Annotated in this window: 21 protein-coding genes; 10 read left to right on the plus strand and 11 right to left on the minus strand. The window is 68.3% G+C overall.

Features of this window, described 5'->3' with window-relative positions; genetic code table 11:
* The first annotated feature begins 116 nt into the window (after positions 1 to 116).
* Positions 117 to 767 (plus strand): CatB-related O-acetyltransferase, encoded by a 651-nt coding sequence (locus KB874_RS03230; RefSeq protein ID WP_212535093.1) that lies wholly within the window; start codon positions 117 to 119, stop codon positions 765 to 767.
* Between the two features lie 191 nt (positions 768 to 958).
* Here KB874_RS03230 and KB874_RS03235 read toward each other — a convergent pair whose 3' ends face one another.
* Positions 959 to 2,587, minus strand: a complete 1,629-nt coding sequence (locus KB874_RS03235; protein ID WP_212535094.1) for a SulP family inorganic anion transporter — start codon at positions 2,585 to 2,587, stop codon at positions 959 to 961.
* Positions 2,588 to 2,770: 183 nt separating this feature from the next.
* Here KB874_RS03235 and KB874_RS03240 point away from each other — a divergent pair, with 183 nt between their 5' ends.
* The gene (locus KB874_RS03240; RefSeq protein ID WP_212535095.1) at positions 2,771 to 3,736 is read left to right on the plus strand and encodes a calcium-binding protein; all 966 of its coding nucleotides are present in this window, start codon (positions 2,771 to 2,773) and stop codon (positions 3,734 to 3,736) included.
* A gap of 45 nt (positions 3,737 to 3,781) precedes the next feature.
* Here KB874_RS03240 and kynU read toward each other — a convergent pair whose 3' ends face one another.
* From kynU to ccmA, 4 genes are all read right to left on the minus strand, one after another.
* Positions 3,782 to 4,969, minus strand: coding sequence for a kynureninase (gene kynU / locus KB874_RS03245; RefSeq protein WP_212535096.1), 1,188 nt, complete (start codon positions 4,967 to 4,969; stop codon positions 3,782 to 3,784).
* Complete coding sequence (locus KB874_RS03250; RefSeq protein ID WP_212535097.1) at positions 4,966 to 5,799, minus strand: tryptophan 2,3-dioxygenase; 834 nt, start codon at positions 5,797 to 5,799, stop codon at positions 4,966 to 4,968. The genes kynU and KB874_RS03250 overlap by 4 nt, the downstream gene beginning before the upstream one ends.
* Before the next feature lie 152 nt (positions 5,800 to 5,951).
* Positions 5,952 to 6,608 carry a heme exporter protein CcmB gene (ccmB, locus tag KB874_RS03255; protein WP_212535098.1) on the minus strand — a complete coding sequence of 219 codons (657 nt, stop codon included), beginning with the start codon at positions 6,606 to 6,608 and terminating at the stop codon, positions 5,952 to 5,954.
* Positions 6,605 to 7,219, minus strand: coding sequence for a heme ABC exporter ATP-binding protein CcmA (ccmA, locus tag KB874_RS03260; protein ID WP_212535099.1), 615 nt, complete (start codon positions 7,217 to 7,219; stop codon positions 6,605 to 6,607). The genes ccmB and ccmA overlap by 4 nt, the downstream gene beginning before the upstream one ends.
* Positions 7,220 to 7,323: 104 nt before the next feature.
* On the opposite strand from ccmA, the gene der reads away from it, so the two are divergent.
* Entirely contained in the window at positions 7,324 to 8,805 is a 1,482-nt protein-coding gene (der, locus tag KB874_RS03265) for a ribosome biogenesis GTPase Der (protein WP_212535100.1), read from the plus strand.
* Between the two features lie 119 nt (positions 8,806 to 8,924).
* Here the strand turns inward: der and KB874_RS03270 are convergent, their stop codons facing one another.
* The 4 genes from KB874_RS03270 to KB874_RS03285 all read right to left on the minus strand — a co-directional run bounded on the left by KB874_RS03270 (position 8,925) and on the right by KB874_RS03285 (position 13,067).
* Entirely contained in the window at positions 8,925 to 9,626 is a 702-nt protein-coding gene (locus tag KB874_RS03270) for a hypothetical protein (RefSeq protein ID WP_212535101.1), read from the minus strand.
* A complete protein-coding gene (gene serS / locus KB874_RS03275; protein ID WP_212535102.1) occupies positions 9,623 to 10,915 on the minus strand; it encodes a serine--tRNA ligase in 1,293 nt (430 codons plus the stop codon). The genes KB874_RS03270 and serS overlap by 4 nt, the downstream gene beginning before the upstream one ends.
* A gap of 71 nt (positions 10,916 to 10,986) precedes the next feature.
* The gene (locus KB874_RS03280; RefSeq protein WP_249200208.1) at positions 10,987 to 11,622 is read right to left on the minus strand and encodes a trypsin-like serine peptidase; all 636 of its coding nucleotides are present in this window, start codon (positions 11,620 to 11,622) and stop codon (positions 10,987 to 10,989) included.
* A 68-nt stretch (positions 11,623 to 11,690) separates the two neighbouring features.
* Positions 11,691 to 13,067: a pentapeptide repeat-containing protein gene (locus tag KB874_RS03285; protein ID WP_212535104.1), complete on the minus strand. Its 1,377-nt coding sequence runs from the start codon at positions 13,065 to 13,067 to the stop codon at positions 11,691 to 11,693.
* Between the two features lie 212 nt (positions 13,068 to 13,279).
* Here KB874_RS03285 and yajC point away from each other — a divergent pair, with 212 nt between their 5' ends.
* Genes yajC through KB874_RS03310 form a run of 5 tightly spaced genes read left to right on the plus strand, consistent with a single transcriptional unit; the run spans position 13,280 to position 17,334 of the window.
* Positions 13,280 to 13,567, plus strand: coding sequence for a preprotein translocase subunit YajC (yajC, locus tag KB874_RS03290; RefSeq protein WP_212535105.1), 288 nt, complete (start codon positions 13,280 to 13,282; stop codon positions 13,565 to 13,567).
* Between the two features lie 6 nt (positions 13,568 to 13,573).
* Positions 13,574 to 15,235: a protein translocase subunit SecD gene (secD, locus tag KB874_RS03295; protein WP_212535106.1), complete on the plus strand. Its 1,662-nt coding sequence runs from the start codon at positions 13,574 to 13,576 to the stop codon at positions 15,233 to 15,235.
* Between the two features lies 1 nt (position 15,236).
* Positions 15,237 to 16,205, plus strand: coding sequence for a protein translocase subunit SecF (gene secF / locus KB874_RS03300; protein WP_212535107.1), 969 nt, complete (start codon positions 15,237 to 15,239; stop codon positions 16,203 to 16,205).
* Positions 16,198 to 16,950, plus strand: a complete 753-nt coding sequence (locus KB874_RS03305) for a sulfite exporter TauE/SafE family protein (protein WP_212535108.1) — start codon at positions 16,198 to 16,200, stop codon at positions 16,948 to 16,950. The genes secF and KB874_RS03305 overlap by 8 nt, the downstream gene beginning before the upstream one ends.
* A gap of 30 nt (positions 16,951 to 16,980) precedes the next feature.
* Positions 16,981 to 17,334 (plus strand): Mth938-like domain-containing protein, encoded by a 354-nt coding sequence (locus KB874_RS03310; protein ID WP_212535109.1) that lies wholly within the window; start codon positions 16,981 to 16,983, stop codon positions 17,332 to 17,334.
* 85 nt (positions 17,335 to 17,419) lie between these two features.
* Here KB874_RS03310 and KB874_RS03315 read toward each other — a convergent pair whose 3' ends face one another.
* Both KB874_RS03315 and KB874_RS03320 read right to left on the minus strand, forming a co-directional pair.
* Complete coding sequence (locus KB874_RS03315; protein WP_212535110.1) at positions 17,420 to 18,754, minus strand: outer membrane protein assembly factor BamB family protein; 1,335 nt, start codon at positions 18,752 to 18,754, stop codon at positions 17,420 to 17,422.
* A 26-nt stretch (positions 18,755 to 18,780) separates the two neighbouring features.
* On the minus strand, positions 18,781 to 19,437 hold the full coding sequence (locus tag KB874_RS03320) for a hypothetical protein (RefSeq protein WP_212535111.1): 657 nt from the start codon (positions 19,435 to 19,437) through the stop codon (positions 18,781 to 18,783).
* Between the two features lie 335 nt (positions 19,438 to 19,772).
* Between KB874_RS03320 and KB874_RS03325 the strand changes: the two genes are divergently transcribed.
* Both KB874_RS03325 and KB874_RS03330 read left to right on the plus strand, forming a co-directional pair.
* The gene (locus KB874_RS03325; RefSeq protein WP_212535112.1) at positions 19,773 to 21,371 is read left to right on the plus strand and encodes an efflux RND transporter periplasmic adaptor subunit; all 1,599 of its coding nucleotides are present in this window, start codon (positions 19,773 to 19,775) and stop codon (positions 21,369 to 21,371) included.
* Positions 21,368 to 25,105 carry an efflux RND transporter permease subunit gene (locus KB874_RS03330; protein ID WP_212535113.1) on the plus strand — a complete coding sequence of 1,246 codons (3,738 nt, stop codon included), beginning with the start codon at positions 21,368 to 21,370 and terminating at the stop codon, positions 25,103 to 25,105. The genes KB874_RS03325 and KB874_RS03330 overlap by 4 nt, the downstream gene beginning before the upstream one ends.
* The last annotated feature ends 68 nt before the right edge of the window (positions 25,106 to 25,173 follow it).

Below are 25,173 nucleotides of genomic sequence, written 5' to 3' on the forward strand. Positions count from 1 at the left end.
CCCGCAGGGTGGTCCTGGCGGCGCCGCCCTGCTAAACTACTCGAACGTCGATGGAGAGCGAGATGAACCAGCCCCTTTGAACCCGTGACCTGAAACCCGGATTCCCAGGAGGCCCCATGCCCTTCTCCCTGCCCGACGCCACGCGCGTCCACCCCATCACCCTGCCGGATGGCACTGCCCACCAGGGCACCGTCCACCTCTCCGCCGTGATCCGCCATCCGCGCATAGAGGTGGGCGAATTCACCTATGCCAGCGATTTCGATCCGCCGCCGCCCGACGGCTGGGCGGCACGCCTTGCGCCCTACCTGTTCGACTTCTCGCGGGAAAGACTGACCCTCGGCCGCTTTTGTCAGGTCGCCCACGGCGTGCGCTTCATCACCGCGTCGGCCAATCACGACACGCGCGGCATCAGCACCTACCCCTTCGCCGTCCTCGACCCCGAGACCATGGCAAGCTACCAGCCCGACAGGCGCGACACCGTGATCGGCCATGACGTCTGGCTGGGACATGGCGCGCAAGTCATGCCTGGCGCGCGCATCGGCAACGGCGTGATCGTCGGCGCGGGCGCCGTCGTGCGCGGCACGATCCCGGATTATGCCGTCGTCGCGGGCAACCCGTCGCAGCGGATACGGATGCGCTTCACCCCCGACGAGATCGACATGCTGAACGCTCTCGCCTGGTGGCACTGGCCGCCCGAGTCCATCGCCCGCGCCCGCTCTGCCCTCGAACAGGGCGACATCGCGGCGCTCAAAGGTCTCGCGCCGTGATCTTCGCCGGTTTTCAAACACCGCGGGGAGCGTGAGGGGGTCGCCAAGTCGCGCCATCGGTCCGAGCGACGATGGCGACGCCGCTCACCGGCCAAGCCGCAGGCGAGGCCCTAGGCCACAGGCGCAGCCGGCGGCCGAAAAATCCTGAGCGCGGCGCAGCCGCGCCCCGCCGGATCAGGCTCTGAACAGGCTCAATGCCCGCCGAGGATCCCGGTGCGCACGCCGTAATCCACCGCCAGCTCGTAATCGGGGTCGTCGTCGCTGTCGATCATCAGGTGGCCCGCCTTCTGCAACAGGCGATGGCAATCGCGGCTGAGATGGCGCAGCTGGAGCGTCTTGCCCGCAGCCTCGTATTTCCCCGCCACCGCCTCGATCGCCTGAAGCGCTGACTGGTCGACTACCCGGCTGTCGGCGAAATCAACCACCACGACCGATGGATCGCCCTCGATGTCGAACAGTTCCACGAACCCATCGCTCGATCCGAAGAACAGCGGCCCCTGCACCTGGTAGACCCGCGCGCCCTCGGGCGTCACGTAGCTGCGCGCATGGATGCGGCGCGCGTTGTTCCAGGCATAGGCCAGCGCAGAGACGATCACGCCCACGACCACCGCGACGGCCAGGTCCTCCAGCACCGTGACCACGGTCACCAGCAGGATGACGAAGGCATCCATGCGCGGCACCCGCGCCAGGATGCGGATCGAGTTCCAGGCGAAGGTGCCGATCACCACCATGAACATCACCCCCACCAGCGCGGCCAGCGGGATCAGCTCGATCAGCGGTGCCGCGAACAGGATGAAGACCAGCAGGAACAGCGCCGCGGCGATGCCCGCGACCCGCGTCCGCGCGCCGGATTTCACGTTGATCATGCTCTGCCCGATCATCGCGCAACCGCCCATGCCGCCAAAGAAACCGGTCAGCAGGTTGGCCGCTCCCTGCGCAATGCACTCCTGGCTGGCGCCGCCGCGCTGGCCGGTCATCTCGCCCACGAGGTTCAGCGTCAGCAGCGATTCGATCAGCCCGATGGCGGCCAGGATCACCGCGTAGGGCAGGATGATCTGGAACGTCTCGAGCGTCAGCGGCACCGCGGGAATGTGGAACGGCGGCAAGCCACCCTGGATCGAGGCCATGTCGCCCACCCGCGGCACATCGAGGCCCAGCCCGATCACCAGCGCCGCGACCACGCCGATCCCCACCAGCGGCGCCGGCACCGTCTTGCTGATGCGCGGCATGACCCAGATGATCGTCATGGTCAGCGCCGTCAGCCCCAGCATCAGATACAGCGGCAGGCCCGACAGCCATTCGCCGCCGCCCATTCCATGCCCGGTATTCTCGACCGAGCCCGGCACCTTGAACTGACTCATCTGCGCCAGGAAGATCACGATGGCGAGCCCGTTGACGAAGCCCAGCATCACCGGATGCGGCACCAGGCGGATGAACTTGCCCCATTGCATCACGCCCGCCAGCAGTTGCAGCACGCCCATCAGCACCACGGTCGCAAAGAGGTATTCCACGCCGTGCTCGGCCACCAGGCTGACCATGACGACTGCAAGCGCCCCGGTCGCACCCGAGATCATGCCGGGCCGTCCACCGATCAGCGCCGTCACCAGCCCCACAAGGAAGGCGGCGTAAAGGCCGACAAGCGGATGCACCCCGGCGACAAAGGCAAAGGCCACGGCCTCGGGCACCAGGGCCAACGCCACGGTCAGACCCGCCAGCAACTCGATCCGCAGCCGGGCGGGGGTCAGCCGCTCGGTCGGAGCCAGAGACAGGTCGGGCAACGAGATTCGGTTGGCGAAACTCGCCAGAATGCCGGTTTTCATGTCGGGTCCTTCTTGATCTGACGGGATCGGCCGCGTCCGGCAGCAGCCCACGCGACGATCCGAAGGCCGCCGGGGCGGCCGTTTGGCGCGCTTATGGCAAAGATCGGCGACGGATGCACGGATTTCCTCGGCACACGCCTGCGCGACTCATGGTAGGATGGCGCATCATTCACGGGAACGATCATGCCCCGCATCCATTTCGAACCGGGAATCCAGCCTGCCGTTTCCGTGATACCGGTCTATTTTCAGAGGCTTCTGGACCGCGCCACGCTGGAAGGCGCCAGCGGCCCGCCGGACACCTGGCGGTTCAGCGATGGGGCACTCGATTATCACGTGCGGATCGAGACCCTGATCACAGAGGAGGTCGGCGGCCGCACGGTGATCGCCGGCGGCACGATCACCGCCCTGCGCGCCAACATCGTCGTGCCGGATTACGACGTGACGATCAGCGACCTGTCGCTGGACGTGGCAGAACTGCGCGCCGCGCAGGCGACCGACACGGCCACCCCCTCGGGCGCCGTGATCCGCCTGCTGCTGGAGCAGGACTGGACCTGGATCGACAATTACTCCTCGACCACGCTGGACGGCACCAGCACCGAGCCGGCCAGCGGCCAGCGCATCGCGCTGTTGGGCCATGACCGGGTGTTCCTGCGCGAGGGCAACGACCGCTTCTGGCTGGCCACGGGCGACGATTTCGCCGCCGGTCAGCGCGGCGACGATTCGCTGGCCGGCGAGGAGGGTGCCGATACGCTGTTCGGCAATCGCGGCCGCGACACGCTCGAGGGCGGCGCGGGCGACGACCGGCTGTTCGGCGGCAGGGCCGCCGACAGTTTGGTGGGCGGCACGGGCAACGACCTGCTGCTGGGGGGCGGCGGGGCCGACTGGCTGGAGGGCGGCGCGGGCGATGACACGCTGCGCGGCGGGGCGGACGCGGACGATTTCGTGTTCCGCGCGGTCGGGTCCGACGGCGATGCCGACGTGATCCGCGATTTCCTGCCCGGCACCGACCGGCTGCACCTTTTCGGCACCGCGGGCGCCAGCCTTAAGGCGCAGGGGGCCGATACGCTGGTGACCTGGGAAGGCGGGACAATCCTGCTGGAAGGGGTTGCGGACGCGCTGCTGGGCCGGGATATCCTGATCCTCGCCTGACCGCCGCAGCCGATGCACAGGGCACGGTTTCAAGCCGCCAGGCGCTCAGGTCACGCGGGCGCGCGCGTGGTAGTCCGGCGCATCCCACAGCCGGTCGCGCATCACCGCCTCAAGCACATCGACCGCCGCGCGCACGTCGCCCTCGTCGATATAGAGCGGCGTGAAGCCGAAGCGCATGATGTCGGGTGCGCGGAAATCGCCGATGACCCCTCGCGCGATCAGCGCCTGCATCGCGGCGTATCCGTGCTCGAAGGCGAAACTGACCTGGCTGCCGCGCTGGCCTACGTCACGCGGCGAGGCCAGCCGCAGGCCGGGGCAGCGCGCCTCGACCTGCGTGATGAACAGCTCGCACAGCGCGACCGAGGCGGCGCGGACATCGGCCATCTCGACCCCGTCCCAGACCGACAGCGCCGCGTCCAGCGCGGCGATCTGCAACACAGGCGGTGTGCCGACGCGCATCCGCTCGATCCCCGGACCGGGGCGATAGCCGGGCTCGAAGGCAAAGGGCGCGTCATGGCCCAGCCAGCCGGACAGCGCCGGCTGCACGCTCTCGGCAATGTCGGGCCGGACGTGGATGAAGGCCGGTGCGCCCGGCCCGCCGTTCAGGTACTTGTAGGTGCAGCCCACCGCGAATTCCGCGCCCGACCCGGCGATATCCACCGGCACCGCGCCGGCGCTGTGCGCGAGGTCCCAGATCATCAAGGCGCCCGCGGCATGGGCTCTTGCGGTGATCGCATTCATCTCGTGCATCCTGCCGGTGCGGTAATCGACATGGGTCAGCATGACGACCGCCACGTTGTCGTCGATGGCCCCGGCCACGGCCTCGGGCGCGACGACACGCAATTCGTGCCCCTGGCCCAGCTGCGCGATCAGACCCTGCGCCATGTAAAGGTCGGACGGGAAATTGCCGCTGTCCGACAGGATCACGCGGCGATCCGGGCGCATCTGCACCGCCGCCGAGAGCGCCTGGTAGACCTTGACCGACAACGTGTCGCCCAGCACGACCGATCCAGCCGGGCAGCCGATCAGCCGCGCGATGCGGTCGGCCACGGTGACAGGCTGCGCCATCCAGCCGTCCACGTTCCAGCCCCGGATCAGGTGCTGACCCCATTCCTGCGCCGTCACCTTCGCAATGCGTTCAGGCACCGCCCTTGGTAGCGGCCCCAGCGAATTGCCGTCGAGATAGATCACGCCGTCGGGCAGGTCGAAAAGGTGTTTTCTCGGCAGGTTCACAACTGTCCCCTCACGTCCCAGAGTTCCGGAAAGAGCCGCACCTCGAGCAGGCGGCGCAGGTAGGTCACGCCCGAGGTGCCGCCGGTGCCGCGCTTGAAGCCGATCACGCGCTCGACCGTGGTGACATGGTTGAAGCGCCAGCGGCGGAAGTAATCCTCGAGATCGACCAGCTTTTCCGCCAGCTCATACAGCGGCCAATGCGCCTGCGGGTCACGATAGACCGTCTCCCACGCGTCGGTCACGGCCGGTTGTGGCGCGTACGGCCGGTCACCGGGCATGTCGGCCAGCCCAAGGTCGCGGCCAAGCCCCTGTTCCAGCGCGCGCAGCGCCACGTGGTAGAGCGAGGGCCGCACCAGTTCGTCGGTCAGCCGCGCGTGCAGGTCCGGGCGATGCTCGAACACCCGCATCATCGCCGAGTTGCGGTTGCCGAGGGTGAATTCGATCAGCCGGTATTGATGCGACTGGAAGCCCGAGGACTGCCCCAACGCGGCACGGAAGGCTGTGTAGTCACTGGGCGTCATGGTGCGCAACACGTCCCAGGCGCCGTTCAGCTGCTCGAAGTTCCGGGCGACGCGGGCCAGCATCTTGAAGGCGGGCGGGAAGAGGCCGTGATGCAGCGCCTCGCGTGCGGCGTGCAATTCGTGCAGCGCCAGCCGCATCCAGAGCTCGGATGTCTGGTGCTGGACGATGAACAGCAGCTCGTCATGCGCCTGCGACAGCGGCTGTTGCGCAGACAGGATCGCGTCGAGCGACAGGTAGTCGCCATAGCTCATGGCATCGGCGAAGGCGGTCTTCGCGCCGTCCTGGGCGGGATCGTATGCGTCACTCATGGCGGCTGGATAATCGACGCGCCGGGCGGGCACCAGAGGCTGCATGCGCGGTCAGGGTTCGCCGCGGCTGGCGCCGCGCCGACCCGCCGGGGGCTCTGCCCCCGGACCCCCGGAGTTTAAGGGCAAGATGAAGCCGGGGGACGGTTGGCCCTTCAGCGCAGGTTGATGCGCAGGACGGCGGCGCTGGCGAAGGGCAGCAGTGCCAGCGCGCCGAAGCTGATCCCTGCGAGCATCAGCAGCGGGGTTTCCACCGCCAGCCCCTCGGCCCCGCGGCGGGCGACCTCGGCGCCGAAGATGAGCGTCGGCACGTAGAGCGGCAGGACGAGCAGTGACAGCAGCAGGCCGCCGCGTTTCAGACCCACGGTCAGCGCGGCGCCGAAAGTGCCGATCACCGACAGCGCGGGCGTGCCCAGCGCCAGGCTGACCAGCACCCAGAGATAGCCGCCCGCGGGCAGGTTCAGCAGCACGCCCAGCGCAGGCGCGGCCAGCACCAGCGGCAGACCTGTGGTGATCCAGTGGGCCAGCGCCTTGATCGTGACGATCCCCTCCATCGGCAGGGGTGCGGTGGCCAGCAGGTCGAGGCTGCCATCCTCCCAGTCGAGGGCAAAGATGCGGTCGAGCGACAGCAGGCAGGCGAGCAGCGCGCCGATCCAGAGCACACCGGGCGCGATCCTTCCCAGCAGGGCGGTTTCCGGGCCGACGCCGAAGGGCACCAGGACGACCACGATCAGGAAGAAGGCGAGGCCAAGGCCAAAACCCCCGCCCGCCCGCACCGCAAGCCGCAGGTCGCGCAGCAGCAGCGCGATCACAGGAAGGCCTCGTCATGTGCGGCGACGCGAGGGGTCGCGCGGAAAGGCGTGACGTCGAGCGCGTCGGCTTCGGCCAGGCCCAAGTCGATATGCGTCGCCATCAGCGCCGATCCGCCCTGTGCCAGGTGGCGGCGCACCGCTTCGGCGAAGAGCGCGACGGAGGCCACGTCGAGCGAGACCGTCGGTTCGTCCAGAACCCAGACCGGCCGCCCGGTGACCATGAGCCGGGCAAGGCCCAGCCGGCGTTTCTGCCCGGCCGAAAGCGTGCCGGCGGGCCGATCCTCGAGCCCGCGCAGGTCGAAGGCGTCGAGCGCGGCCTCGACCCCGTCATGGGCAAAGACACGGGCCCAGAAGGTCAGGTTCTCGCGCACCGTGAGTTGCGTCTTGAGCCCGTCCGCGTGGGCGGCGTAGGCGATGCGATCTCCGGCGCCTTCGATGCGGCCCTCGAGCGGTGGCTGCAGCCCGGCCACGGTGCGCAGGAGCGTGGTCTTGCCCGACCCGTTCGGGCCGCGCAGAACCAGCGCACGGCCGGGCGACAGGGTGAAATCCACCCCGTCAAGCACCGGCACGCCGCCGCGCGCCACCATCAGATCGGACACTTGCAAATCCATGGCCGCAGGATTAGCGCGGCCTGCTGCGGGACGAAACCCGCAAACGGGCTTTCGGCGGCGCGGCAAATGCGCTATGCGCCGCGCTTGATCTTGTGGAGCGTTCGATGTCCTTCTCTCTCGCCATCGTCGGCCGGCCCAACGTGGGCAAGTCGACCCTGTTCAACCGTCTCGTGGGGCGCCGCCTGGCGCTGGTCGACGACCAGCCGGGCGTGACGCGCGACCTGCGCGAGGGCGAGGCGCGGCTGGGCGACATCCGCTTTACCGTGATCGACACGGCAGGACTGGAGAACGAGACCGACGACTCGCTGCCTGCGCGGATGCGGCGGCTGACCGAGCGCGCGGTGGACATGGCCGATATCTGCCTGTTCCTCGTGGATGCACGCACCGGCCTGCTGCCCGACGACCGGGTCTTTGCCGAGATCCTTCGCAAGCGGGCCAAGCACGTCATCCTCGCCGCAAACAAGGCTGAGGGCAACGCGGCGGACGCGGGCGTGCTGGAGGCCTACGAGCTGGGCCTTGGCGAGCCGATCCGGCTGTCGGCCGAGCATGGCGAGGGCATGAACGAGCTGTATTCGGTCCTGCTGCCGCTGTCGGACGAATACGAAGAGCGCGCCGCCGAGGAGGCGCCCGCCGTCGAGGTCTCGCTGACCGAGGAAGAGGCCGAGGCGGGCGAGACGCAGGTGCCGGTGCCGACCCGGGAAAAGCCCTTGCAGATCGCCGTGGTGGGCCGGCCCAACGCGGGCAAGTCGACGCTGATCAACGCGCTTCTGGGCGAGGAGCGGCTGCTGACCGGGCCCGAGGCGGGGATCACACGCGACGCGATCTCGGTCACGATGGACTGGGGCGGCGTGCCGGTGCGGGTGTTCGACACGGCGGGTATGCGCAAGCGTGCCAAGGTGCAGGAAAAGCTGGAAAAGCTGTCTGTCTCGGACGGCATCCGCGCGGTCAAGTTCGCCGAGGTGGTGGTCGTTCTGCTCGACGCGGCCATCCCCTTCGAGACGCAGGACCTGAAGATCGCCGACCTCGCCGAACGCGAGGGGCGCGCGGTGGTCGTGGCCGTGAACAAGTGGGACATCGAGGACCAGAAGCAGGAAAAGCTGCGCTGGCTGCGCGAGCAGTTCGAGCACGTCCTGCCGCAACTGCGGGGAGCGCCACTGGTCACGGTCTCGGCGCGGACCGGGCGCGGGCTGGACAAGTTGCAGGAGGCAGTGCTCCAGGCCCACGCGGTCTGGAACCGCCGGGTGCCGACCGCCCAGTTGAACCGCTGGCTGAGCCAGATGGTGGCGCATCACCCGCCGCCGGCGCCGCAGGGCAAGCGGATCAAGCTGCGCTACATGACGCAGGCCAAGACGCGGCCGCCGGGTTTCGTGGTGATGTGCAGCCATCCCGACAAGCTGCCGGAAAGCTATTCGCGCTACCTGGTGAACGGTCTGCGCGAGGCATTCGACATGCCCGGCACCCCGATCCGGCTGCACATGCGTGGCCAGAGCGACCGCAACCCCTTCAAGGGGCGTCGCCAGAAGAACGCGGGCGCGCTGAAGAAGCACCTCGGGAGCCTTCAGGGCAAGAAGGGCGGCGAGCGCTGATCCATCGGAGGCCCTGGCGGGCCACATCCCCCCGCCGGGGGCTGGCCCCCGGACCCCCCTTGGGGAGGGCGCTGCCCTCCCCCACCCGCGCGCGGGACAGTTCGGGCGAGAAGAAACGCCTACTCGGTATCGGTGCCGCGCAGGCCGAGAATGGCAATGATGCCGATCAGGGCAAGGCCGGAGACGGCGGCATTGAAGGGCTGTGAATTGGCCACGATGACCGCCACCAGCGCCCAGATCACGGTGATGCCGTATTCCGGTGCGCGGTGCAGGAAATACTGCGATGCCAGCGCGATTGTCAGGGCGATGGCCAGCGCGACCAGCGCAGCGGGCGTATCCGGCAGCCAGCCATATCCCGCCAGCATCAGCCCCAGCGCCACGCAGGACGCGGCGGTGAGCCAGCCGGCATAGATCGCCACGGGCGTCTGTTGCAGCCAGCGGTCGGTGTCACCCACCCGAAACAGCGCCAGCAGCGCGGTGGCGAGCATGACCCAGATCATCACCGTGGCCGCCAGCGGCGAGACCCGGGCGACCGGCAGCCAGAAAGCACCGATGGCGAGCGAGGCGAAGAGTGGCGGACGCATCGGCGCCCAGTCGGGATCGCTCAGTCGCCGTGCCGCGCCGAAGCCCGCGCCGACCAGCAGCCAGGCATAGATCAGCCCCCAGATGGCGAAGGCGTAGCCGGCGGGCTGCACAGCCGGGCTTTGCTGCGGCACCGGGAACTGGCCGGCCTCGAACCCGTCGAAGCCGGGCACCAGCACCGGCGAGGCGGCAAAGGCGATCGCCGCCAGCAGGACGAGGATGGCCCAGGCGCGCGTCATGCCAGCGTGCCATCCGCCAGCAGCCGCGTCTTACTGCCGAGCCAGGGGTGCAGCGCCTGCGGCAGGTCGACCGAGCCGTCCGCCTGCTGGCCGTTCTCCAGCACCGCGATCAAGCAGCGCCCCACGGCGAGGCCCGAGCCGTTCAGAGTGTGGACGAACTCCGGCTTGCCGCCGCCTGCGGGCCTGAAGCGCGCGTTCATGCGCCGCGCCTGGAAATCACCGCAGACCGAGACCGAGCTGATCTCGCGATAGGTGTCCTGGCCCGGCAGCCAGACCTCGATGTCATGCGTCTTGATCGCGCCGAAACCGATATCGCCGGAACACAGGACCACCGTGCGATAGGGCAGGCCCAGCTTTTCAAGGATCGCCTCGGCGCAGCGGGTCATGCGCTCGTGTTCTTCCATCGAGCGGTCGGGATGCGTGACCGAGACCATCTCGACCTTCTCGAACTGGTGCTGGCGCAGCATGCCGGCGGTGTCCTTGCCGGCCGAGCCGGCTTCGGACCGGAAACACTGTGTGTGGGCCACGTAACGGCGGGGCAGATAGTCCTCGTCGACCGTCAGCCCGTTGACGATATTGGTCAGCGTCACCTCAGCGGTGGGCACCAGCCACCAGCCGTTCGTGGTCTGGTAGCTGTCCTCACCGAACTTGGGCAGTTGCCCGGTGCCCAGCATCATGTCCTCGCGCACCAGAACGGGTGTCCAGGTCTCGGCCAGGCCGTGATCGGTGATGTGCGTATCCAGCATGAACTGCGCCAGCGCGCGGTGGAGGCGGGCGATGCCCGAGGACAGCACGACAAAGCGCGACCCCGACAGTTTCGCCGCCGTCTCGAAATCCATGCCGGGCTTCACGCCGTCAATCTCGAAATGCTCCTTCGGCTGGAAATCGAAGCCGCGGGGCGTGCCCCAGCGGCGGATTTCCACGTTGTCGGTTTCATCCGCCCCGTTCGGCACGTCACCGTGCAGCAGGTTGGGCAGGGTCATCAGGATTCCAGCCAGCTGCGCGTCGAGATCCTTGGCGCGGGCCTGCATCTCGGCGACCTCGGCCTTCTTCTCGGCCACAAGGGCGCGCAGGCGCTCGAACTCGGTCTCGTCACCGCTGGCCTTGGCCTTTCCGACCTCTTTCGACGCCTTGTTCTGCTCGGCCTGGGCGGTCTCGGCAGCGTGGATGGCGGCGCGGCGCTGTTCGTCGAGCGACAGGATGGACGACGACACCGGGTCGGCCCCGCGCCGGGCGAGGTTCGCGTCGAAGGCGGCCGGGTTTTCGCGGATGGCGCGGATGTCGTGCATCTTGCTCTCCTGAAGGCATGCGAGTCGGGGGCGTTATGCCCCAACTTGCCGGGCGAGTGTAGTGCCGGCGGTCAGCGGCTTTGCGCGATGGCCCGACGCAGCCAGCTGTCCACCGGCACGGCCAGCCCGGCGCCGGGAAGACGCCCCACCACGACCGCGACGACGCGCTGCGCATCGCCCTCGCCATAGACGACGGGCCCGCCGGAAAGCCCCTGTTCGACCGCGCAGGCGACGCGCAGAAGCGGGCCCAGGCTGTTGCCCACGCAGCCGGTATCGACCGACAACCGGTGCGAGCGTGACCCGCGATAGCCCATGATGGTGAACGGGCCCTGAGGGGCGGCACTGCCAATGGGCAGGCCCGGCACGTCCAGCGACTCCTGCAGGACGATCAGCGCCATGTCATGGGCGATGTCCAGCCGTCCCTGCGCGAAGGCCAGCGGATGCACCTCGACCGAGGCCGCCCGCGCGGCGCCCGCGTGTCCCTCGCCATTCCAGCCGGCGACAAAGACCATGTCCTTGATCGGATGGGCGTAGCCATCCTCGGCATTGGCGACGCAATGGGCGGCGGTCAGCACGAGGTCGGGCCGGATCAACGTGCCCGAACACATCGACCGGGAGTGATACCCCCCGAGATTGACCCGCCCCACGGCGTCTTGTGCGAAGGCGGGCAGGCAGGTGAGCAGGATCAGGGCAAGGGCAAGGCGCATGGGCTTGGTCCGGATAGCGGTTCGCTTTCGAAGGTAGGTCCGCGTGGCGGCACCGTCCATGCGCGGGATCACTCGGGAGTGCCGGGGTCGAAACCGATGGCGCGCTGCCAGGCGCGCCAGCCGGTTTCAAATCCTAGGTCGCCCAAAGGACTATCAAACCAATGTTGAGGACGCTCTGCTTTCAGCGTCGATGGTTGAGCATCAGAAAAAATCTCTGACCATTTTTCTTCAGCTATTGGGAAATTTCCGAGCACGTGCTGAAACGCTGATCCTTGCAGTGAAGCAAAGGCGAAATTTTCGCCGCGAAGACTGACTTTGACAAAGTATGATCCATCGAAATTTGTGAATATGCAGCCCGCCCCATCGAGGTAAACACGCGTAAATCTAGAACTCCGAAAATCAGCCTTGGCGAGATTGGCGCCCTTGAAACTCGAACTATTGATTCTCGCTCCCTGCATTTTCGCGCCAACAAAAGAAGCACCATCAAAGTTAGCACGCCGAATAAAAATACTCTCAAAGTGAGCCCCGGAAAATTTGGCACCCTGACATGACGCACCGCTAAGCTTTGTTTGCGAAGGAAAAACAAGATCGGCTAGGTCGAAACCTTGAAGATTGCAATTCCGCAGGTCGATGGTCAGGTCGCCGTCCAACACGCCATCCACGGCGGACAGTCGTCCAAGCACCTGCACCGCATTTTCCATGTCCGAGCGCACCGGCGACAGGCCGCTCACCCAGGCCTTGATCTTTCCAGTGTCATCGGTCTGCGGGGCGGCTTTCGCAGGAAACTCCCGGCTCAACTCGCGGACATAGACGCTCAGCAGGCGCGACACGCGCCCGGCCTCAGAGGGTTGTTCCTGCACCAGCCCATGCAGCCGGTCGATCGCCGCGTTGCGGCGGGTAACGTCATCCTCCCACTCGTCTACAAGCCGTCCGTCCGCGTAGCGCCGCGTGACCCGGCGCTGCGCATGGAGGTCCCGCGCCGCCTCGGCGATCTTGTCGTTGAAAAGCGAGTCGCGCGCCGTCTCGGTCGCCTCGCGGGTCAGGCGCAGGTTATTCAGCGTGATGGGCAGTGCCACCACCGCACCCAGCACCGTGGTCAGCGCCACCATCTGCGCCAGCAGGAAGCGGAAGTTCCACGTCGCCTCGCCCCGCGTCTCCGCCCCCGGCACCGGCACCGGATGGAGAAGCACGTCGAGGACCAGCGCGAACAGCCCGACCGACAGGACACCGGCCAGACCGGCCCACAACGCGGCGGCAAACCAGAACAGCGCGGGCGGCAGGCCCGCCAGGCCGATGCGGCGTTGCAGCGCGCCCGCCCCCGCCTCCGACGATGACCCCACCGACCAGAGCAACAGCAGCACCAGTGCAGCCGCCAGCGCGAGGCCGGCAAGCCCCGCAACGTCCCGGGAGATCTCAAGTGTCAACGGCAGAACGGTCTGATCCATACCCGGCCTCACTCTTTACCTCGGCGCAGCCTATGCGTGCGCCGCGCACCCGTCTAGCCGGAGCGGCGCCCACGGCACGGGCATCAGACCGCCCGGGTCGCCCGAAACCCGCCCGCTTCACCTTGCATCCGCCCTGCCCCGCGCATAGGTTCCGCGCAATTCGCGGGCGGGGTAGAGCCGCCTCGCAGCCATTCTGACAAGGAGCGCCCCGCATGGAAGGCAACGCCATCGCACAGTTCGTCCCGCTGATCCTGATCTTCGCGATCATGTATTTCCTGCTGATCCGTCCGCAGCAGAAGAAGATGAAGGAACACCAGAAGATGGTCGAGGGGCTGCGCCGGGGAGACCAAGTCGTGACCCAGGGCGGGCTGATCGGCAAGGTCTCGAAGGTCAAGGAAGGCAACGAGATCGAGGTCGAACTGTCCGAGAACGTCCGGGTTCGCGTGGTCAAGTCCACCATCGCGCAGGTCCTGTCCAAGACCGAACCCGCCGAAGGCTGATCCGACATGCTCCAGATCGATCCGTGGAAGCGCGTCGGCATCTGGCTCACCCTCGCGGTGGGCGTTGCGCTGGCGATGCCGAACCTGTTCTACAGCCGCGTCGAGCAGCACAATGATGCGGCAGCCGCGATCGAGATGGGGCTCGACACCGCCGAGAACCGCGAGGCGGTCGGTGCCTGGCCGTCCTTCCTGCCCTCGGGGCTGGTGAATCTTGGCCTCGACCTGCGCGGCGGGGCTCACCTGCTGGCCGAAGTGCAGGTGCAGGAGGTCTACGAGGCGCGGATCGAGGCGCTGTGGCCGGACGTGCGCGACGTGCTGCGGGCCGAGCGCGCCGCGGTGGGCACCATCCGCCTGCAACCGTCCGACACCGGCGAATTGCGCGTGCGCATCTCGGAACAGGCGGGCATGCCGCAGGCGCTGGAGGCCGTGCGCCGCCTGGCGACGCCGGTCGTGTCGCTGACCGGGGCCGGCTCTACCGATCTGGACATCAGCGCCGACGGGTCCGACATCGTCGTGACCCTGTCCGAGGCCGAACGCCAGGCCACCGACGAACGCACGATGCAGCAGTCGCTGGAGATCATCCGCCGCCGCATCGACGAGGTCGGCACCCGCGAACCGACGATCCAGCGCCAGGGCGCCGACCGCATCCTGATCCAGGTGCCGGGCGTCGGCAGCGCGCAGGAACTCAAGGACATCATCGGCACCACCGCGCAGCTGACCTTTCAGCCGGTGGTCGGTCGCACCACAAATGCGGGCGACGTGCCCGGCGTCGGCAACGAGTTGCTGCCCTCGCTGGACGAGGAAGGCGCGTTCTACATTCTCGAGACCGCCGCCGTCGTCACAGGCGAGGAGCTGGTCGACGCGCAGCCCTCCTTTGACCAGAACGGGCGGCCGGCGGTCAACTTCCGCTTCAACCCGGCGGGCGCGCGCAAGTTCGGCGACTACACGGCGGCCAATATCGGCAACCCCTTCGCCATCGTGCTCGACAACGAGGTGATCTCTGCCCCCGTGATCCAGAGCCACATCCCCGGCGGATCGGGCATCATCACCGGCAACTTCACCGTCGAGGAATCGACGCAACTCGCCGTCCTGCTGCGCGCCGGCGCCCTGCCCGCGGGCATGGAGTTCCTCGAGGAACGCACCATCGGCCCGGAACTGGGCCAGGACAGCATCGATGCCGGCAAGATCGCAACCACTGTCGCCTTCACCGCCGTGCTGCTGTTCATGGGCGCCGCCTATGGCCTGTTCGGGCTCTTCGCCAACATCGCGCTGATCCTGAACATCGCGCTGCTGTTCGGTGCGCTGAGCCTGATCGGCGCCACGCTGACATTGCCCGGTATCGCCGGGATCGTGCTGACCGTCGGCATGGCGGTGGACGCCAACGTGCTGATCTTCGAGCGTATCCGCGAGGAACTGAAAACCGCGCGCGGCCCGGCCCGTGCCATCGAACTTGGCTATGAAAAGGCGCTTTCGGCCATCATCGACGCCAACATCACCACCTTCATCACGGCGGTGATCCTGTACGTCATGGGATCGGGTCCGGTGCGCGGCTTCGCGATCACTCTGGGCCTTGGGATCATGACATCCGTCTTCACGGCGATCTTCGTCACGCGGCTGCTGATCGTAATCTGGTTCGAACGCCGCCGCCCCAAGACTCTGGAGGTCTGAGATGCGCCTGAAGCTGGTCAAGGACGACACGAATTTCGACTTCTTCTCGCGCCCGACCCTGTGGCTGGGCATCTCGGTCTTCCTGATGGTGCTCGCCTTCGGATCGTTCATGGTCCGCGGGCTGAACTACGGCATCGACTTCCAGGGCGGCACGACCATCCGCACCGAAAGCGCGCAACCCGTCGACGTCGGCGCCTACCGCGCCGCGCTGGGCGCGCTGGATCTGGGCGACGTTGTGATCTCCGAGGTCTTCGACCCGAACTTCGGCCCCGATCAGAACGTCGCCATGGTCCGCATTCAGGCCCAGGAAGGGCAGGAGGCCGTCTCGGGCGAGGTCATAACCCAAGCCGAGGCCGCGCTGGTGGCGATCGTGCCCGACATCAAGTTCGTCTCGGTCGAGTCGGTTGGTCCCAAAGTGTCCGGAGAGCTGATCTGGACCGCCGCCATCGCCGTGTCGCTGGCGATCTTCGCGGTCCTTGTCTACATCTGGCTGCGCTTCGAATGGCAATTCGCGGCGGGCGCGGTGCTGGCGCTGGTGCATGACGTCATCCTGACCATCGGCATCTTTTCCGAGTTCGGAATCCGCTTCGACCTGTCGATCATCGCGGCGCTGCTGACCATCGTCGGCTACTCGCTGAACGACACGGTAGTGATCTTCGACCGGGTGCGCGAGAACCTGATCAAGTACAAGTCGCGCGACCTGAAGGAGGTGCTGAACCTCTCGATCAACGAGACGCTCAGCCGGACCTTCATGACCTCGGGCACGACGCTGCTGGCGCTGATTGCGCTGCTTGTTCTGGGCGGCGACGTGATCCGCGGCTTCGTCTTCGCCATGACCTGGGGCATCATCGTCGGCACCTATTCGTCGGTCTTCGTCGCCTCGGCCTTCCTGCTGTGGCTGGGCGTCAAGCGCGACTGGACCAAGCCCACCGACACCACCGGGAACCAGTTCGGCGACGTGGATGCCTGACGCGCTGGCCCAGGCGTTCTCGACGCCCGGGCTGGCATGGGTCGCGCTGGCCGCCCTCGTCGCGGGAACGGTGCGCGGCTTCGCGGGCTTCGGCACGGCGATGGTCTTCCTGCCCGTCGCGGGACAGGTCCTCAGCCCGCTGGCCGCGCTTGTAGCGCTGGTCGTGATGGACGCGGCGGGCCCCGTGCCCAACCTGCCGCGGGCCTGGCGCGACGGCCAGCCCGCCGACATCGCCCGGCTGATGCTGGGGATGACGCTGGCCCTGCCCTTCGGCCTGATGCTTCTGGCGCTGCTGGACCCGACGCAATTCCGCATCATCGTCTCGGTCATCGCACTGACGCTGGTGACTTGCCTGGTGCTCGGGCTGCGCTACCGCGGGCGGCTGCGCCCGCCCATGGTCTACGGGATCGGCGGCGTTTCGGGCATCCTCGGCGGCGTGGCGGGCATCCCCGGCCCGCCGGTCATCCTGTTCTACATGGCCAGCCCCTTGCCCGCCGCCGCGATCCGCGCCAACACGATGATGTTCCTGTTCCTGTTCGACCTGGTCTTCCTGTCCATGCTGGGAGTGCGTGGCAGCCTGAACCTTGACATGGTGCTGCTTGGCGTCACCCTGATGGCGCCGGTGGTGCTGGGCAACGTGGTCGGTGCGGCGATCTTCCGCCCCGAGCGCGAGCGCGCCTACCGCATCGCAGCCTATGTCATCATCACGGCCTCGGCCCTGTCGGGCCTGCCGTTCTGGCACTGAACACTGCCACCTGGAGAAGGGAGCCCACCCATGCGCATCAACGAGATCCAGTTCACCGACGCCATGCCCGTCGACGGCTATGGCCCCGGCTTCTTCCGCGTCGCGGGCGCTGTGCATGAGGGCCCGATGCTGATGGCAGGCGGCACGCCCCGGCCCTGGGGCGGCCTGCCGGATGAGCCGGCCTTGCTGGAGCTTGCTGGCACTGTCGATGTGCTCTTCGTCGGCATGGGGGCCGAGATCGCCCACCTTCCCGCTGCGCTGCGCGCCCGGCTTGAGGCCGCGGGTCTTGGCGTCGAGGTGATGAACTCCCCCGCCGCCTGCCGCACCTACAATGTCCTGCTCAGCGAAGGCCGCCGCGTCGCGATCGCGGCCCTCCCGGTCTGACGACGCGCACCGCCTGCCGCTTCATCTTGCCCGATAGGCTCAGGGCGCGTCGCGCAGCGGGCGACGAGGGCAAAGCCCCCATCCCTCAGCGGAAGGCGTGGAGCACGCCCTTGGTCGACACGACATAGAGCACGCCGCCGGCCACCACCGGCCGGGTCGTCGCGCCGCCGGGCACCGCGACCTCGGCCGTGAGGCTGCCATCCTCGGGCGAGAAGAAGCGCAGCGCGCCATCTGAACTGGCAACCACCAGCCGTCCGCCCGCCAGGACCGGGCCCATGTTGGCATAGGCCTCGTCACGCCGCCGGTTCGGGTTGCGGCTGGGCAGGTAGCCGGGCAGGTCCACTGCCCAGATCCGTTCACCACTGTCGGCGTCCAGCCGCACCAGCTGGTTGAGGTCAGAGACAAAGAAGACGGATCCGCCCACCGGCCAGATCGGACCCAGCGCACCGTCGCGCGCGGTCCAGATCCGCTCGCCGTCAAAGACCGACAGGGCGGCCACCCGGCCCGAATGTGTGCCGACATAGACCCGGTCTCCATCGATCAGCGGATCGCCGGTGATGTCGTTGATATTCGCCCGGGCCGACCCGTTGCGGCGGCCCAGCAGGTCGGCGTTCCACAGCCGCAGCCCACCCTCTCGGAAGGCCGCCTGCACGCTGCCCGAGCCATAGGCAAAGATCACCGCCTTGTCGCCCACCGCCGGCGCAGGGGCACCCGCGACATTGGACACGTCCTCGACGCCGTCCACCTGCCAGCGCACCCGCCCGTCCTCGGCCTCGACCGCCCAGCCGCTGCGATCCCCGCCGGTGACATAGACCACGCCGTTCGCCACGCTGGGGGCGCCGGTCGCGGTAGCGGAAAGACGCTGCGTCCAGAGCTCGGCCCCGTTCGAGACGTCGAGTGCCGTCAGCGTGCCAAAGCCCGACGCGACGAACACCCGCCCGCCCGCAACCGCAAAGCCGCCACCCTGTGCCTGCTCCGACCCCTCGCGCAGCGGCGTCAGGTCGTGGGACCACAACGGCGCGCCGCCGGTCGAGGTGGCACGCACCACGTTGGCGCTGTCCATGGTAAAGATGCGCCCGTCGGCGACCACCGGATCGGCGTTCAGTCGCTGGCGACGCGTGTCGCCCGCCCCGATCGATACCGACCAGGCCGGCTGCGGTGCCGGGGACAGGCGGGCATGGGTCACGCGGGCAAAGGGCGAGACAGGGCTTTGCGCCCAGTCGGCATTGGCGCTTTGCGCGGGCAACGCGATGCCCCGCGCCGCGTTCGACACCGTGACGTCATCCGCCGAGGCCCGGGTCTGAAGCACCTCGCGGATGCCCAGCCGTTCGCCCGGCAGGATGGCCTCGCGCTCGGTGCAGCCTGCGACCAGCACCGCCAATGCCACGATTCCCAGACCGGTTGCCCTGCTGCCTGCCATATCTGCCCCTTCCCGTTCCGGTGCGATCAGCCTTCGTCCAGCGTTCCGCCCAAGGCCACAATCACCTGTTGCGCGCGACGGCGCAAGCCCGTCGTCGCCGCCGAATCCGCCGCGATGGCGCGCAGCCGCTCGGTCGCGGCGGCGGTATCGCCGGCCTCGATGTCGAGCAGCGCAAGCTGTTCCTGCGCCAGCAGGTTCAGCGGTTCACCGGGCACGGCCAGCGCCTCGAACCCGGCACGGCGCGCGGTGGCGTCCATCCCGGAATCGGCACGCGCCAGCGCCTTGAACTGGGCGATCTGGCGATAGATCGCCGGCACCTCGGTGTTGCCGGACACAGCGCCCAGCCGCTCGGCCGCCGCAGCGCCTTCGCCCGCGCTGCCCTGTTCCGAGGCGATCAGCAGGTTGAGGATCGCCTCACCCTCGGGCCCCGGCGCCGCGACGGCGCCCAGCGCCGCGATACGCGCCTGCGGCTCGGCCTCGTCCAGCGCCCTCATGATCGCGTCACCAAAGGCCTGCGCCCGCGACTCGGCCTGTGCCCGGCTGTATTCCCGCCACGCGGTGCCGCCGACGATCAGCACCACCAGCAGGATGCCGATCCAGCCATAGCGCCGCATCAGCCCGAAAAGGCGGTCGCGGCGGACCTCTTCGGTCACCTCGTCGATGAAACTGTCGGTATTGCTCACCCGTGCCTCCCGTTCGGGGTCGCCCCCCGTCTTGCGGCCTCTCTTAACGCGCCCCCGCGGCGCTGCCAAGGCGCGACCGACCCGCACCAGCGCCCCTCCGCCGCCCGAAATGACGCCAAAATGCCCCGCAGAGGCCACACCGCGCGCGAAAATCGACGGGAAACGCAACTGAACCGCGCGGTTCATCTTGAAGGCCCCGGGGGCGCGCCCTAAACTGAACCGCACGGTTCAGCCTGGGCCGCGGCGAGACATCATGCCCCGTTTCCCCGCCGGGCGGACCCGTACAGACAAAACGCGCCGCGCGGCGGCGGAAAGACGAGACGGTAAAAAAGCGCATGCGACTGTTCCCCATCCTGACGGCCATCATCGTTGCCGGCCTGCTTTACGCCCTGGTGATGCAGCGCGACGCCCTTCTGGAGTTCGCCCGTGGCGGCGCCCCCGTCGCGTCCGAGGCCACCCCGGCCGCGGCGCCGGCCGAAACCGCCGATGCCACGCCCGAGACCGAGACTGACGGCCTGCCCGAGGGCACCGTTCGCGTGATGGCCACGCGCTCGGTCGCGCAGGAAGTCGGCAGCGCGGTGGTCCTGCGCGGCGAGACCGAGGCGCTGCGCGAGGTCGAGGTGCGGGCCGAGACCAGCGGCAAGATCGTCTCCGAACCGCTGCGCCGGGGCGTCCTGGTCGAAGCCGGGCAATTGCTGTGCGAGATCGATCCAGGCACCCGCGCCGTGTCCTTGCAGGAGGCGCAGGCGCGCCTGGCCGAGGCGCGCGCCCGCGTGCCCGAGGCCGCCGCCCGCCTGCTCGAGGCCGAGGCCGCCGTGCCCGCCGCGCAGGCGCGCATCGCCGAGGCCGAGGCAGCCATACCCGCCGCCCAGGCGGGCCTTTTGGAGGCGCGCGCGCGCATCCCTGCGGCACAGGCCGCGCTGGGCCAGGCCGAGGCCGGCGTGCCGGAGGCCGAGGCCCGCCTCAGCGAGGCGCGCTCGCGCGTCAGGGAGGCCGAGATCAACCTGACCGCCGCCAGCGAACTGGCCCGCGACGGGTTCGCGGCGCAAACCCGGCTTGCCGGGGCCGAGGCCGGATACGAGTCGGCCAAGGCGCAGGTGCAGACCGCGCTTTCGGGCGTCAAGGGCGCCGAGGCCGATGTCGAGCAGGCCAAGAGCACCGTCGAGGGCGCCCGTGCCGCGCTGGAATCGGCGCTGAGCCAGATCGAGGGCGTCAAGGCCGCGGCGATCTCGGCGAAATCCGCCTACGAGGGCGCGCTGGCTGGCGTCGAATCAGCCAAGGCCGCCGCAGAAAGCGCGCGTTCGGCCATCCAGTCGGCCGAGGCCGCCGTCGCCTCTGTCGAGAACGACATAGATCGGCTCACCATCACCGCGCCCTTCGCCGGCCTGCTGGAAACCGACACCGCCGAACTGGGCGCGCTGATGCAGCCGGGGTCGGCCTGCGCGACGGTGATCCAGCTGGACCCGATCAAGCTCGTGGCCTTCGTTCCCGAGACCGAGATCGCCCGCGTCGAGCCGGGCGCCCGCGCCGGGGCCGAACTGGTCGACGGCCGCCGCGTGGCGGGCACGGTCAGCTTCGTGTCGCGCAGCGCCGATCCGGTCACGCGCACCTTCCGCGTCGAACTGACGGTCGCCAATGGCGACCTCACGATTCGCGACGGCCAGACCGCCGACATCGCAATCGAGGCCGAGGGCGCCCCCGCCCACCTGCTGCCCGCCTCGTCCCTGACGCTGGACGATGACGGCACGCTGGGCGTGCGGACCGTGGCCGAGGACGGCACCGCGCAATTCATGGCCGTGACCCTGCTGCGCGACAGCCGCGAGGGCGTCTGGGTATCGGGCCTGCCAGACATGGTGGATGTCATCACCGTCGGGCAGGAATACGTCACCGACGGGGTTCCGGTGGAACCCAGCTTCGAGGAGGTGATCCAGTGACCGGCATCGTCGACTGGGCCGCCGCGCGCGCCCGCATGATCCTGGCCTTCATCGCGCTGTCTCTGATGGTGGGCGGCTATGCCTACGTGTCGCTGCCCAAGGAGGGCGAGCCGGATATCGAGATCCCGGCGCTGTTCATCTCCGTCCCCTTCCCCGGCATTTCCGCAGCCGATTCCGAGACCCTGCTGGTCAAGCCAATGGAGGCCGAGCTGTCGGACCTCGACGGGCTGAAGACCATGACCGGCACCGCCTCCGAGGGCTATGCCGGCCTGGCGCTGGAATTCGAGTTCGGCTGGGACAAGACCGCCACCATGGCCGAGGTGCGCGAGGGCATGAACAATGCCGAGGCGAAATTCCCCGATGGCGCCGAGCAGTATTCGATCAACGAAATCAACTTTTCCGAGTTCCCGATCATCATCGTGAACCTGTCGGGCCCGGTGCCGGAACGCACCATGGCGCGCGTCGCCAAGGACCTCCAGGAACGGATCGAATCCATCGACGCCGTGCTCGAGGCCGGGATCGCGGGCAACCGCGACGAGATGCTCGAGGTCACGATCGACCCGCTGAAGCTGGAAAGCTACAACGTGACGGCAGGCGAGTTGATCGGCGTGGTGCAGAACAACAACCAGCTGATCGCCGCCGGCGAGGTCGAGACCCAGCAGGGCACGTTCAGCGTCAAGATCCCGTCCAGCTTTACCGAGGCGCGCGACGTCTATGACCTGCCGGTCAAGGTGAACGGCGATCGCGTGGTGACGCTGGGCGACCTCGCCACCATCAACCTGACCTTCGAGGACCGCATCGGAACGGCGCGTTTCAACGGCGAGACGACGGTTGCGCTTCAGGTGGTCAAGCGGAAGGGCTTCAACATCATCGACACCGTCGCGGCGGTCACGGCCGTCGTGGACGAGGCCGAAAGGACATGGCCCGAAGGCCTGCGCGCGGTCATGGACGTGGGCACCTCGAACGACCAGAGCCGGCAGGTGGCCAGCATGGTCAGCCAGCTCGAGGGCTCGGTCCTGACCGCCATCGCGCTGGTGATGATCGTGGTGCTGGCGGCGCTGGGCGCGCGGCCCGCGCTGCTGGTCGGTTTCGCCATCCCGACCTCGTTCCTGCTGTGCTTTGCGCTGCTGGCGGTGATGGGCGTGACGGTGTCCAACATCGTCATGTTCGGCCTGATCCTGGCCGTGGGGATGCTGGTCGACGGCGCCATCGTCGTCGTGGAATACGCCGACAAGCGCATCGCCGAGGGCTCAGGCCCTATGCATGCGTATGTCGAGGCGGCCAAGCGGATGTTCTGGCCGGTCGTATCGTCCACCGCGACAACGCTTTGCGCCTTCCTGCCCATGCTGTTCTGGCCCGGCGTGCCGGGGCAGTTCATGGGGATGCTGCCGGTGACGCTGATCTTCGTGCTGTCGGCCTCGCTGGTGGTCGCCCTGGTCTACCTGCCGGTGATGGGCGGCGTGTCGGGCCGCTGGTCGCGCCAGATCCACCGCGCTGCCGAGGCCTTGCGGGCCGGCACGCCCTGGGCACTGCGCGCCGCGCTGGTGCCGGTGTCGCTGTTCGGCCTGTTCGTCGGCGCGATGATGGTGCTCAACCCCAGCTACCTGTTCCCGAACCCGGCGCAGGGCTTCCTCGCCTACCTGCCGGGGATCGTGGTCTTCCTCGCCTTCTCGGCCATGGCCTCGGTCGTGCTGGATGCCGCAGAGATCCGGCGCGCGCCCAAGCGGATCGACGCCGGCTATCGTCGCACGCCCTTCGGCTGGGTGATCCACATGATCGCCGCCAACCCGGTCATGCCGCTGGTCAGCGCCGCCGCCGTGATCGGTTTTGTCGTGATGACCTTCGGCTACTACGCGCAGAACAACAACGGCGTGGAGTTCTTCGTCGATTCCGAGCCCGAGCAGGCCATCGTCTATGTCCGCGCGCGGGGCAACCTGTCGCTCGAGGAAAAAGATGCGCTGGTCAAGCGGGCAGAGGCGATCGTGCTGGAGCAGCCCGGCGTGCAGTCGGCCTTTGCCTTTGCCGGCGAGGGCGGGCTGAACAACAACACCGGCGGCGCGCAGGCGCCCAAGGACACGATTGGCCAGGTCCAGCTGGAGACGATCCCGTGGGAGGATCGCGCCGAGTATGCCCGGACACATCCGACCGAAGTGACGCTGGCGCAGCTGGACGGCGACTTCATCATCGACGACCTGACCGCCAAGCTGGGCCGCATCCCCGGCATCGAGGTCGAGATCCTGGCACAGGCGCGCGGCCCGGCCTCGGGCAAGCCGGTACATCTGCGTCTCAAGGGCGACGACTGGGACGCGCTGGTGGCGGCGACCGCCACGGCGCGGGCACGGTATGATGCGACGCCGGGCCTGACCCTGATCGAGGACACGCGCCCCCTGCCCGGCATCGACTGGCAGATCGACGTGGACGTGGAAAAGGCCGGCCGTTTCGGCGCCGACGTGGTGACCGTGGGGGCGATGGTGCAGTTGGTGACGCGCGGCATCCTGCTGGACACCTACACGCCCGCAGGCTCCGACGAGGAGATCGAGATCCGCGTCCGCCTGCCCGAGGAGGACCGCGTCCTGTCGACGCTCGACACGCTGAAGGTTCGCACCAACGAGGGTCTTGTGCCGCTGGCGAACTTCATCACGCGAGAGCCGGTGGCCAAGCTGGCCGAAATCAACCGCATCGACCAGAAGCGCTATTTCGACATCAAGGCGGACGTGGCGCCGGGCCTGGTCAAGCTGATGGACGGGAACGCGACCCGCGCGACCCTGCGCAGCCTCGACCCCGGGGCAGAGCCGCATGGCGGCGCAGTGCTCGACGGCCCCGAGGGCGCGCGGTTCGAGTTGATTGCGCTGGAGGACGGCGTGGACCGGGATTCGGTCGCGCAGGCCGTGGCGTCCGGCGCAACGCTGGTGCCAGTCAATGCCAACGAGCGCATCGCAGAGCTGACCGCCTGGTTGCAGACCGGGCCGCTGGGCCCCGGGATCGAGTGGGAGTGGACTGGCGACCAGGAGGAGCAGGCCGAAAGCGCGGCCTTCCTGCAATCGGCCTTCGCCGGGGCGCTGGGGCTGATGTTCATCATCCTGCTGGCGCAGTTCAACAGCTTCTACAATGCCACGCTGGTGCTGCTGGCGGTGGTGCTGTCCACCGCGGGCGTGCTGATCGGGATGCTGGTGATGGACCAGTATTTCAGCATCATCATGACCGGCACCGGGATCGTTGCGCTGGCCGGGATCGTGGTGAACAACAACATCGTGCTGATAGACACATACCAAGAATACAGCCGCTACATGCCCCGGATCGAGGCCATCGTGCGCACCGCCGAGGACCGGATCCGCCCGGTGCTGCTGACAACGATCACCACCATGGCGGGCCTGGCGCCGATGATGTTCGGCCTGAGCCTCGACTTCTTCGCCGGGGGCTATTCGGTCGACAGCCCGACGGCGCTGTGGTGGAAGAACCTGGCGACGGCGGTGGTCTTTGGCCTGGGCATCGCGACGGTGCTGACGCTGGTCTTCACGCCCTCGATGCTGGCGCTGCGGGTCTGGTTCTGGCGCTATGTGTTTGCGCTTGCCCGCCTGCTGGCGCGGCTGGGCGCGGGCCGGTCGAGCCGGCTGGCGCGGGATTGGGCCTTGCTGCGCGAGGCGCGGCGGATCAAGGCGCCCGAAATCATCTGGGTCGAGTTGGAAGAGGCCGAGACCTTGCAGCCGGAACTGCCGCTGCGCGCTGCGGAATAGGGTTTCGGCCCGGGCCATGCCCGGGCCGACCCGCGCGGCGGCCTTGCCGCCGCGCAAGGGGCTCTGCC

This window comes from Thetidibacter halocola (assembly GCF_018224955.1).
Taxonomy (GTDB): domain Bacteria; phylum Pseudomonadota; class Alphaproteobacteria; order Rhodobacterales; family Rhodobacteraceae; genus Thetidibacter; species Thetidibacter halocola.